Source organism: Planobispora rosea (assembly GCF_014648175.1).
In the GTDB taxonomy this organism is placed as follows: Bacteria; Actinomycetota; Actinomycetes; order Streptosporangiales; family Streptosporangiaceae; genus Planobispora; species Planobispora rosea.
This window is the reverse complement of sequence record NZ_BMQP01000087.1, coordinates 1-10,613: the sequence shown is the minus strand read 5'-3', so window position 1 is coordinate 10,613 and position 10,613 is coordinate 1. Positions and strand designations below refer to the sequence as shown.

At 68.2% G+C, this 10,613-nt stretch carries 13 protein-coding genes; 8 read left to right on the top strand and 5 right to left on the bottom strand.

What is annotated here, in order from left to right; translation table 11 throughout:
- Nucleotides 1-39 precede the first annotated feature (39 nt).
- Entirely contained in the window at nt 40-417 is a 378-nt protein-coding gene (locus IEZ08_RS38290; RefSeq protein WP_189244167.1) for a hypothetical protein, read from the bottom strand.
- Nucleotides 414-1,019 carry a ParA family protein gene (locus IEZ08_RS38285; protein WP_189244166.1) on the bottom strand — a complete coding sequence of 202 codons (606 nt, stop codon included), beginning with the start codon at nt 1,017-1,019 and terminating at the stop codon, nt 414-416. Before IEZ08_RS38285 ends, IEZ08_RS38290 begins: the two co-directional genes overlap by 4 nt.
- 180 nt (nt 1,020-1,199) lie before the next feature.
- Here IEZ08_RS38285 and IEZ08_RS38280 point away from each other — a divergent pair, with 180 nt between their 5' ends.
- The 8 genes from IEZ08_RS38280 to IEZ08_RS38245 all read left to right on the top strand — a co-directional run bounded on the left by IEZ08_RS38280 (nt 1,200) and on the right by IEZ08_RS38245 (nt 6,302).
- On the top strand, nt 1,200-1,421 hold the full coding sequence (locus tag IEZ08_RS38280; protein ID WP_189244165.1) for a hypothetical protein: 222 nt from the start codon (nt 1,200-1,202) through the stop codon (nt 1,419-1,421).
- Nucleotides 1,418-1,732, top strand: coding sequence for a type II toxin-antitoxin system PemK/MazF family toxin (locus tag IEZ08_RS38275; protein ID WP_189244164.1), 315 nt, complete (start codon nt 1,418-1,420; stop codon nt 1,730-1,732). The genes IEZ08_RS38280 and IEZ08_RS38275 overlap by 4 nt, the downstream gene beginning before the upstream one ends.
- A 196-nt stretch (nt 1,733-1,928) precedes the next feature.
- Complete coding sequence (locus IEZ08_RS38270) at nt 1,929-2,534, top strand: hypothetical protein (protein ID WP_189244163.1); 606 nt, start codon at nt 1,929-1,931, stop codon at nt 2,532-2,534.
- An 11-nt stretch (nt 2,535-2,545) separates the two neighbouring features.
- Entirely contained in the window at nt 2,546-3,412 is an 867-nt protein-coding gene (locus IEZ08_RS38265; protein WP_229803950.1) for an NUDIX domain-containing protein, read from the top strand.
- A 60-nt stretch (nt 3,413-3,472) separates the two neighbouring features.
- Nucleotides 3,473-3,682, top strand: coding sequence for a hypothetical protein (locus tag IEZ08_RS38260; RefSeq protein WP_189244162.1), 210 nt, complete (start codon nt 3,473-3,475; stop codon nt 3,680-3,682).
- Nucleotides 3,683-3,833: 151 nt separating this feature from the next.
- A complete protein-coding gene (locus IEZ08_RS38255; protein ID WP_189244161.1) occupies nt 3,834-4,253 on the top strand; it encodes a DUF3307 domain-containing protein in 420 nt (139 codons plus the stop codon).
- Nucleotides 4,254-4,283: 30 nt separating this feature from the next.
- Complete coding sequence (locus tag IEZ08_RS38250; protein WP_189244160.1) at nt 4,284-4,502, top strand: hypothetical protein; 219 nt, start codon at nt 4,284-4,286, stop codon at nt 4,500-4,502.
- A gap of 1,290 nt (nt 4,503-5,792) precedes the next feature.
- Nucleotides 5,793-6,302, top strand: a complete 510-nt coding sequence (locus IEZ08_RS38245; RefSeq protein WP_189244159.1) for a hypothetical protein — start codon at nt 5,793-5,795, stop codon at nt 6,300-6,302.
- Nucleotides 6,303-6,364: 62 nt separating this feature from the next.
- Here the strand turns inward: IEZ08_RS38245 and IEZ08_RS38240 are convergent, their stop codons facing one another.
- The 3 genes from IEZ08_RS38240 to IEZ08_RS38230 form a co-directional block, all read right to left on the bottom strand.
- Nucleotides 6,365-6,745 (bottom strand): hypothetical protein, encoded by a 381-nt coding sequence (locus IEZ08_RS38240; RefSeq protein WP_189244158.1) that lies wholly within the window; start codon nt 6,743-6,745, stop codon nt 6,365-6,367.
- A 66-nt stretch (nt 6,746-6,811) separates the two neighbouring features.
- Nucleotides 6,812-7,507 carry a hypothetical protein gene (locus IEZ08_RS38235; protein ID WP_189244157.1) on the bottom strand — a complete coding sequence of 232 codons (696 nt, stop codon included), beginning with the start codon at nt 7,505-7,507 and terminating at the stop codon, nt 6,812-6,814.
- Between the two features lie 4 nt (nt 7,508-7,511).
- Nucleotides 7,512-10,571, bottom strand: coding sequence for a DUF927 domain-containing protein (locus IEZ08_RS38230; RefSeq protein WP_189244156.1), 3,060 nt, complete (start codon nt 10,569-10,571; stop codon nt 7,512-7,514).
- Between the last annotated feature and the right edge of the window lie 42 nt (nt 10,572-10,613).

The following is a 10,613-nucleotide window of genomic DNA, read 5'->3' as shown; positions in this document are numbered from 1 at the left end:
CGGAGAAGAACTCCGGGAACCGGTCAGAGCTCCAGACGCCTAGCCACCCAGAAGCCTGGATATCAAGGCACGATACGTTGTCTGATTTTGTTCTGCGAGGGTCACGAGGGCATCCAAAACGGTTGCTTTATCTAGCCGGGGCTGTCCTGTCTGCTTCCGGATTCGCAGCATTAGTTCGTCGTGCTGTTCAATTTGCTCAGGAGTGAGCCGCCAGGTAAACGCAGTACGGTCATCAGCTTTCTTCGCCTTAGTGGCCGGCGCCTTAGACGTCTGGACGCCTCGGCTTCTGGACTTCTTGACCTCTGGACTTCCGGCCGTCTGGGCTTCAGCCTCGGCGAGGGCCTCATCGGCGGTCGGGGCAGTGGCGCCGCCGCCGGCAGGAATGAACATCTTCCCCTTGCTCTTGGAGGTGGTCACCGTGCGGCCTCCAGTGCCCGGAGTTCATCGACCAGTTGGGAGTACGCCCCGGTGGTCTTGGGAAGCTGTCCGACTACGTCGGCGTAGATCTCGCGGTTCTGCTCAATCTCGACGGCAGAGACCCGATAGCCGGCTTCCTCGACCTCTTCGCGGGCCTCCTTCGCGCGGCCGACCCCGGCCTTGGGGACCCGGGTAAGCAGGACCGTCATCGGGACTCCGGTCGGCTTGACGATCGAGTCAGTGGCTGCGAGACGGCTGAGCTCGTACTTCTCCGCGCCCACGGGGGCGATGACGTGATCCGCGACGAGAACGGCCTGGCGGAGCACCTCGGGGGCCTCGCCACCGATGTCCACGATGATTCGGCCGGCCCCGGTTTCGCGCTGGTGGAGCTGAATGAAAGGCACGAGAAGGCCCATCCTTGGGCTCCACTGGACCACGTGGAAAGGAAGCTCGTCACCATTTGCATATACGAGAGTGGCCCAGTGGGTAACTCCCTGAGTTCCGTGGTCCGCATCGACAACGAGAACATCCTCGCCTTTCTCGGCGAGGTCAAATGCAGTCATCATTGCTGTGGTGGACTTACGGATTCCCCCTTTGAGCATGGCTATTAACCATAGAGGAGTGCCATTTATTGCCATTTCCTTTTTCTTCTCCTGGATCGAGACGTCTGGGTGTCTGTACGTCTACGTGCCTATGGTGACAGGCGACGGCGGATCTGTCGCGTGGGGAAAGGGGGGTTTCCTGATCCTGAGAATGAGCTGTATCTGAGTATGGTGGTTGGTATGGCATACGAGAAGATGACAATCACCCTGCCGGATCACCTCGCTACGGCGGTGCGGGCCTCCGCGGAGGCCGCGGGTATGCAGATCTCTCCCTACATCGCTCGCGCGCTGCGTTCGGCGGTGCTGAGCCAACAGTTGGCCACCACACCGCTGCCGGCCGATGCCGAGTGGGCGGAGGTCGCCGAGGCGGAGGAGTCGGGTACTGGCGAGGCCACCGCGTGAGGCGCGGGGAGATCTGGACGATTGAGGGCATCGGCCGGGCGATCGGCAGAGAGGACCGGATCGTACTGATCGTCAGTCATGACGCGCTGGCGGGCTCCGCGCCCATGGTGATGGTGGCGCCGATCGACACCGCGGGTGCAGCGCCCCAGACGCTGGTCACTGTGCCGATCGCCGATCCGCTGCCGGCGTTGCTCCGGCTCGATATGATCACGGCGGTCCGTCGTGAGCGGCTTCGCACACCGCGGGGCCGGCTCAGTCCGGAGGATCAGGAGCGGGTGGACATCGCGTTGCGCACCGCGTTGGACTTGTAAGAGCTAAAGGGCCCGATGCGGGCCCTTTCTTATATTCGCTGGTCAGTCCCTTATTTGCTTGGCGTCCAGACGTCTGGACGTCACCTAGCGGTGAGATTGAGCTTTCCCTCCTTGACCTTGTACGAGATTTCGTATGAAGTGGAGGAAGACAGAGCGTACGAAAAATCGTACACACCGAGGACAGGAGATCATCCCCATGTCTGACATCAAGTTCGTCCAGCAGGACGACGGCAGCACAGCGGTTGTCATCACCCTGCCCGGCAAGCATCTCGGGGCCGATGCGGCATTCCTCGCCGACTGGGCCGACACGATCTTCTGGGCACTCGACCGGCTCCGCTCTGGCGCATGGGACGCCCGGGGGACGGAAGCCGTTGCTGAGATCGGCACCGCACTCTCCCACCTGGAGACCAAGCTGACCCCCCGACTGGAGGGACTCCGAGACGCCCTAGTCCGCCAGCACTTCGCAGCCGGAGGCACCTACACCCTGCTTGCCGCTGCACTGGAGGTGCCCCGCTCCACCGCACAAAGCCGCGCCGACAAGGTCCGCGACGCTGCCCCCTCCCGATGGGAGGCATGGGCACGAGCGGAGAGCTACCGCGACAGCGGCGCTCCCATCCAGATCGGCCCGGACGACGATCGCCCCGATGAGTACCGCTCCAGGCCGACGCTGGATGAGATCCGGGCCGCGCTGTCGGAGCTGATCGATCACATGGAGACCAAGCTCAATGACGAGCACGCCGACCGCCAGTACCTGACGGAGCGGACCCTTGCCCGCCTGATCGAGATGCGCGACGCGATCTAAGGGAGATCACCATGTATGAGCACCGGTTCATCGCGATCACCGAACAGCGGGCAGAAGCGATCAACGAAGAGCTGACCAGGGAACTGGCGGGAGGCTGGGAAGTCGTCTCCCACCACATCGACAAGAGCGATCTCACCAGCGTCTATGGCGGGATGCGGGGCATGCGCTGGACCTACAACGCGACGTTCGTGCTCCGTCGCGCCCTGCCCGGCTCTGAGACCCGCACCTTCACCCACCCCAGCGTGTTCGAGGGCATCAGGAATGGCGCGGACTGGGCCGACCCTGAGTGTGACCCCACCCGCATCGACTGGGCCGACCGCCAGGCCCGCGCCGCGATCCCCTTCGAGGTGATCAACGGACGCCCGGTCAACCCGTGCGAGCGCACCCGGATACGGTACGGCCGCGGCGAGCTCGGCCACTGGGGCGAACAGCTCTGCGCCGATGCCATAGCTCTGGCCACCGATCCCCGCGGCCGGCGCTGGCTGGCCATGATCGAGCGGGCCGACGGCAACGGGTGGGCCCTGCCCGGCGGCTACGTGGACCCCGGAGAGGACCCCACCCGCGCGGCGATCCGGGAGCTGGCCGAAGAGACCGGCCTGCACCTGGAGGATGAGACCTGGCAGGCCCTACCGGCCCGCTACGTGCCCGACCCCCGGGCCTCCGATGAGTCATGGATGGTCACCGTCCCGTCCATCACGGTGCTGGCCGTACGGGGGCCTGAAGACCTGCCGAGGCTGGTCGGCGGCGATGACGCCAAGCGCGCGGCTTGGCTGAGGGCCGAGAACCTCGCTCAGCTCACCGCCGATGTCGAGATCCGCGGCGGTCAGATATTCACCGCCCACCGAGAGCTGTTGACCGCCACGCTCAACGATCACTGAACGACCGGGCATGCCCCGTCCACCTACCGACTGAAGATCCCCACTCGAATGGAGGCCCCGATGGGCAGCAAGGACAAGAACACCGAGAAGACGAAGGGCGTCACGGTGGGAGGCAAGCACTACGGAGGCAAGACCGTGACCGCCACCGGTGGTAAGACGGTCATTGCGGCTGGCCGCAAGGTCCGCTCGGATAAGCCAATCAAGGTCACGGAGAACCGGGACGGGACCGGCGCGAGCTACACCAGCGATGGTGACCTGCACTTCGATTGATCTTTAGACGTCTAGATGCTCAGACGTCTAGAAATCTAGAAGTCGAGACGTCACGAGCAGTCAACAGAAGAGGCGCGTCCGGGAAGACGGCCCGGACGCACCCCTGATCACCACCCCCGCACCTCGCAGATACGGAAAGGCAACCGCTTTCATGATGCACTTAGAAGCCCTACGGTTCGGCCTCGCACTGGTCACGATGTTCGCCGCCCATCAGGTGGCGGACCACTGGGTCCAGCGCCACAGCGACGCCCGGGACAAGGCCGGCCCCGGCCTGGCCGGCTGGCGAGCTAACCTCTCGCACGTACTCACCTACACCATGACCCTGGCCGCGGCCCTGCTCGCGGTCGAGCTGCGCTTTGATCTCGGATTCCATGGGGGATGGGTCTTCGCCGGCCTGACGGTCAACGCCCTGACCCACGCGTGGGCCGACCGGCGCCCTCCGCTGCGAGCGCTGGCCGTACGGCTCGGGAAAACCGAGTATTGGGATCAGGTTCCGGGAGGGTCTTACCAGCTCGACCAGGCATGGCATATCGGCTGGCTGTGGGTCAGCGCCTTCATCATCGCGATGTAGAAGGAGATTCAATGGAGCCGAAGGAAGCACTTGACCACCACGGAAGAGGCTGACATGGGACTGCTCAAGCCCACCCCAGTGGAGAAAGCCCGGATGCGCGAGCTGAGCGAGGCCATTGAGCACGCCGAGAGCCTCGGCGTGCGGAGCGAGGACGATCACGAGGCCCGAGCCGCTCAGGCCCGCATCCGCCGCGCTGAGGAGGACCTCGGTCCGGTGCATCGGTGGATCGCCCGGGATCGCACCCGGTAGCCGATCACCCACCGCCAAAGGGCCGGTCCCATCCTCGGGGGCCGGCCCTTTCGTCATGGCCATGCCTCGGGACCAAGGCGAGCGTCCAGGCGCACCGCGAGATCCGCCGGAACATCCTCCCGGCGGCTCCAGCTCGCTCCGCATGGGCAGATCACCGCGCGGGCGATGCCGTCGATGACGGGTACGGCCCATCGGTGCGGGCAGGAAGGATCGGCCTCGTGCATGGTCTCCAGGGTGGCCGTGGGAGAGGCTCCATGCTGGTCAGGGGCCGGTATGTGGGGGAAGATCCCAAAGCGCGCGAAACTGTAGTGAACTAACTACTGTTAGTTACATGAGTGCTGACAGAGGGCAGTACCCTCCTCCACCCGACCCTCTCCCCCGCTGGGGACGCCCGAAGACGCCCCCGCCGGAAGGGGACGACTGCGCCCCGGAGGCCCCCGAGCCCTGGCACGGCGAACGTCCCATGATCGAGTGGCGGAAGGTCGCCATCCCGGTCGGGGTGCTCGTCCTGGCTGGCCTCATCTCGATCATCTCGGCATGGCCGGAGGGCTCCCCGCCGGCGTCGGTCGCGGCCCCGAGCTGGCCGGCGCTGCCGTCCCTGTCGGTGGGCGAACCGAGCGAGCAACCACGGGAGTCCAGCCGACGTGCTGCCGCCTTCACTCCGGCGCCGGCGACCGATCCGGAGGACTGGCCGTACCTAGACAACCTGGTTCCCCCCGACCTGTCCCTGAGCCCCACGGCAAGCCCGTTGCCGAAGCCGTCCCGCGCGACCAGCTCACCACGGTCAAGCACGCGGCCGGCGCTGCCGTCGCGCCCGGTGGTCGGCTGGCCGACCTTCCGCCCGCATCCGCCGGCCGTTGCTCCCCGGCCGGCGGCGCGCTCGACCTCCCGGCCGGCCGCCCCGAAGAGCCGCCGCACCCCAGAAGAGCACCCCCGGCCCCGCAGTCGGCCCCGGCCCCGGCCGGCGCCGCCGCCGGCGAGCGGGGCCACGTTGAACGAGGCGATGCACAACCGCTGTGATCAATTGTTCTCCCGGAGCGACTTCCGCAACGGTGCCTGCCACGCCTACATCCGCCAGCAGACCGGCCAATAGATCGCCTCGCGCGAGGCCCCTGCCCACCTCGGGGCAGGGGCCTCGCCGCGTCGTATGGCGAGCGATTCCGCGCGACACCTTGTGTCCCATGTGCCTCATTACTGACCAAATGACACAAGTCATGGCACTCTGTCGAAATGACTACTCCCCCCGGCGGCCCTTGGCCACCCGAGCCCACCCCGCCGCCGTCCGCACGCATGCGTTCCGCTCCCACGCCCCCGCCTGAGTCCTGGGAGCCCGACCCCCCGAGGATCAGCCCGCTCCGCGCCGCGCTGATCGTCGGCTCCCTGCTCTTAGTCGGGGTCGGCGTGCTGCTGGGTTGGCCGGATGCCACCCCGAGCGCGGCGCCGGCCGATGCCAGCCCTACCCCGGCCGTGACCGTCACGATCCGCGAGCGGCTCCCCGCCCCGATCACCTCGACCCCGCCGGCTGCCAGCCCATCGCCTCGCGTGAGCCGTACCCCGGTCGGCTCGCCGGCCAGTCCCCGCCCCACGGTGACGGTCACCCAGCGCGTGCCGGCGCCCAAGGCAACCACCACCGCTCCGCGGCGGCCGGCCCGCTCGCCGACGCCGGCCGCCTCCACAGAGCTGCCTTTCACCGGCCCCACCGAGGCGCCCCCGGTGCCGGAGTGGTGCCCGCCCGGAACCATCGTCAACGAGTTCGGCGGATGCTCACCCGACCAGCCGCCCCCGCCTCCCGGCTCATGACAAGGTCCTGGAGGGCAGCACTCTCCAGGACCTTTGGCTGATCGGCTCTCGCCGGCGCGTTGTCAGGTCCAGCCGTCGCGAGCGCGGCCCTCCAGGACCGCCAGGATCACGAAGGTCCGCAGCACCAAGCCCTCCGCCGCGTCCTCACGATCGAAGGCAAGCGAGCTGGCCAGCGCTGCCAGCGCCGCGGGGTGAACGTCATCGGAGCCGATGCTGTGGTGGTGGGCGTAGTCGAGCATCGCCGAGGCGTAGAACTCCTGCTCCACGTGCTCCTCAGTGGCCGCCAGGACCGACAGGGCACCGGACCTGTAGGCGGAGCCGGCCTGATCCACCAGGACCTGAGCGTGAGCCTCCGGCGCTGCCGCATGCCAGACCTTGGCCAGCTTCGGATCATCGACGACCCTCCGCACGTGATCGGCCAGGTCCGCCCCTCGCCCTCGCAAGACTGCGCTCGCGCCCTCAGCCCGGATCAACCCGGCCTGCCGCGCGGTGGGGTGTGCCGCCATGGTTCAGCCTTCCTCGTTGATCGTGTTGAAGTAGATCGACGTGATGTTGTCGATCGTCATGCCCTGCACGTAGTAGGTGCTGATCAACCGGTTGATCTCTGCGGCGACCGCGCCCGGACCGTGCTGGACGAACACATCCGCCAGGTGATCTAGCTCGCCGTCCGGCACCCACTTACCCAAGGTGAGGGTCCGCTCCTTGGTGTCCGACGACACGGTGACCTTCCCCGTGATCGTCAACCCGTTGTCGAGATCGGCCCGCGCCGCGCCGGCGGTGTTGCGGGCCTCCTGGGAGAAGTCCCCGTGCCCATCGGCGCTCTGGGAGATGCCCAGATCGCTGACCGGCGAGACCGGATCTTGCGGCTCCCCGGTGGCCGCGGCCCTCACCTGTTGCCGGCGAGAGGGACCCATCCGGCTGTCTCGCAGCGCCTGGTGAAGGCCGGTGGCGCTCTGCCGACTCCGGGTGTCTTTGGCCTCTTGGCGGCCGGACGCGTAGCGCTCGATGGTACGCACGCTGACCCCGATGAAGGCCGCGAGCCGGCTCTTGGCCTCCCCGCGGCTGAGGCCCTCCGCCTGTGCCCGCTCCAAGATCTCATTGGTGCGGCCTTGTGTCGTTTTCGGCTCGCTTCTCTCCGAGCGGCCGGTGAACAACGCGTAGGCCGCGTCCGGCAGACCCTTGGGCTTGCCGCGCATGCTCGGCATGGCCCTACTCCTCCATTCCGAGCTTGGTCCGCCGCCAGTCGGAGGCGGTCATGATGTCAGCGCTCTTGGTCCGATACAGCCCCAGCTCCGCCGGCCGGCCGCGCTGCAGAAGCGGGAACCCGGGGTTCTCCTTCACCGGATCAGGGCTCGCCGTGGCGTAGTACGCACAGTCCGAGGTGATCCCAATCGGCCACCGGCCGCTCTGCCGGCCGATCTCCACGACCTTGCGGATCAGCGTGGTCCGCGCCGTGGCCACCACGGCATCGGTCCAGTCCGGGCGCTGCACCCACGCAGTGCCGTGGGCCAGCATGCCGTACCCCTCGGCATAGGTGGCCTTCACTGCCCGGCGCACCCGTTCCTCTTCGGCCGGAAGCTCCGGAACGCCCTCACCTTCCGGCAGGCTCGCCAGCGCGGCCCCGAGCCGTTCGGCGATCTCCTTAGTGATCCGGCCGGTATGGCTCTGGCCCTGCTTGCGGCCCGGCCGCACCCGTCCGGCCGGCGCCGGCGCTTCAGGGGCCAGGTAGGCGTCTATCAGCGCCTCAGCGGGCAGTCCGTGCTTGAGCGCGAACGCCACCGTGGTGGTCTCCCGCCAGACGGGTCCGGTGCCGTCCGCCGCCGTGCGGAACAGCAGATCCGGCAACAGCTCAAACGGCTGGCAGCTCCCGCCCACCAGCCAATAGCCGGCCCGGCCCGGCTGGAAGCCGGCGTCGACGCCGGCGTGCTCCAACGGGTCCCATGCCAGGTTCGCGGAGTTGATCGCCCCCAGATACGCCCACACCTTGTCGTAGGGGATCACGTACTGCGCGGCGAGCTCTTCCGGCGTCCACAGCTCGATCGGGCGCTGCCAGACCAGATGCACCTCCCGCGGACGCAGAGACTTCGCCGGCGTGCCAGCCCCGTCCCACTTGCGCAACGGAGTCCGGGCGCCCGGCTCGCGCCGGCCGCGCTCGTACCGCTCACGGATCATCGTCGTGAAGGAGCTGCCGGCGTTGTAAGCGAAGGGAACCCCGGTCAGGGACCGGTACCGAGCCAGCAGATACGCCGCTTCCATCGCGGTATCGGCCGGCGACAGATACAGCGCGCACTGAGCTTGGATGTGCTCGCGCGACTGCCAATCGATCACCGCAACCTGAAGCGAGCTCCCCGCCTTAAACCAGCTCGTCCAGGCCCCGATGCCCTTACGTGAGCACTGCCAGCCGGCCGCCGCCGCCTCACTGATCGCCCGCGGGATTGGGGCCTCCGCGCTCTTCTTCCTCCGCGTGCCCGGCACCCGGGTACGGCTGCCCGGCGTGGCCACGCTCGGGGCCTCGGGGTAGCCGAGGCCGATCGCCAGCTGTGCGGTGATGGCGATCGACCCCGAGCCGATCAGATCGGCCACCGCCTCCAGGAAGGCCGGCCACGAGTCGAACGCGGGGCCGGCCTCCACCGCGGTCAGGTTCTCCCCGTCGCACGTGTAGAGCCCATCGGCGTCCGCCGCCAGCGCGAGCACCCGCCCGGCCGGCGCCGGCGGGTCGTCGTTCGACGCGTTCATCTCGCTGACCGGCGCCTTGCTCGCGGGCACAGCCGCGGAGGTGTCGGCCGCGCGGGGAGCGGTGTTCACCGCGGTGAACTCCTCCGCCGTGCTGCCCGGGGGCGGGGGCATCTCCACCGCCATGTCGGTGGGCATGCCCGGCTCTGGCTGGCCATGCGGCGCTGGCTCCTCCGCTTCGGGCTCCAGCGCAGATGGGGCGGCCTCGGCTACCAACTCCAACGTAGGTTGCACCGGCTCGCCGGTCGAGCCCTGCGCCGGCTGCTCCTGAGGGATCTCCTGGGTGTCTGGCTCGTCAACCTCTACCGGCACGAGCCCGGACAACAGATGCGCCCGCTTCGCGCTGCCGGCGACTTTGACCATGCCCTGATAGCCCACCCGGCCCTTCTTTCCGGACGCCTGGACATGCAGCAGACCCCGGGCCTTCAGGTTCTGCAGGGCGATCGTGACGTCTTTGATGTCGGCCTCCGCCGCGATGCGCCGCAGCGCAGCCGGAATCACCGCGACCTCCGCGGGCACTCCCTCGTCACTGCTCAGGTCCCAGCCGGCCACCTCGCGCGGATAGCGATCATTGGCAATCATCGCTTCGTAGCCGTGCCGAGTCGGCCACTCGCCCGGCCGCGCGGCCATCGCATCGGCCACCGCCGCCAGCAGTCGCGCGCCTGGATCGGCCCCGCGCTCGATCAGGTGCGCCCCCAGCTCCTCCAGGATCGGGCCGGCCGCCGCCCGCGCGGCGTCGGCCAGCGCCGGCACCCCGGCCAGCTCCGCCAGCATCACCGCACCGGCCACCCCGAACGACAAGCTCTTGGCCAGCCGGCGCACCACCCCGCCGCCCGGGGCGCCCATCTCGGCAAGACATCGCGCGGCCAGCTCGGCGAACTCCCCGGGCCTCAGGCCCCGCTCGATGACCGCGGCCAACCCATGGCCGTAGACCTGACAGGCCAGCCGTTCGACGCGCTCGGCGTGCTCGGCATCGATGGTCAGCGGAGAACTGACCTCGATCACCCGCGCGGCGATGCCCTCATTGGCGATCTGCGACAGGATCGACTCGTTGCCGGTGGAGGCCAGACAGCCCCGCCAGGACCCTTGGGAATCGCGGTGCTCACCGCTGCGATCGGCTGAGTCCCGCTCCGCACCTTGCAGGTAGGAGAAGATCGACGCCTCTAGCTGATCGGCGCGCATCGCCGATGAGCCCAGCTCATCACGGAACCCGGTCAAGCAGTGCAGGGACCTGAGCCACGAGCCGGGACCCTGCTTGGTCACCGACCACGAGCGGATCACCCCATCGGGCTCGGGGCGCCCGAACTGGCTGGCCGAACAGATCAGCGTGGTGGTCTTGCCCTCCGACGATCCGCCCTTGATCTGGACCATGTAGGACTGCCGGCCCAACGGCCGCAGGTACAAGCCCCCGATGGTCAACCCCACCACCAGCGCCATTTTCGGGGAACGCGCGACCTCGCCAAGCAGCTCCGCCCACTGCTCAGGCGTGCCGGCCACCGTCCCGTACCCCCGGGGAGCGATATCGACCGGCGGCATGATCAGCCGCCCCTCGGGGCTCCACCGTGCAGTGGTCTCATC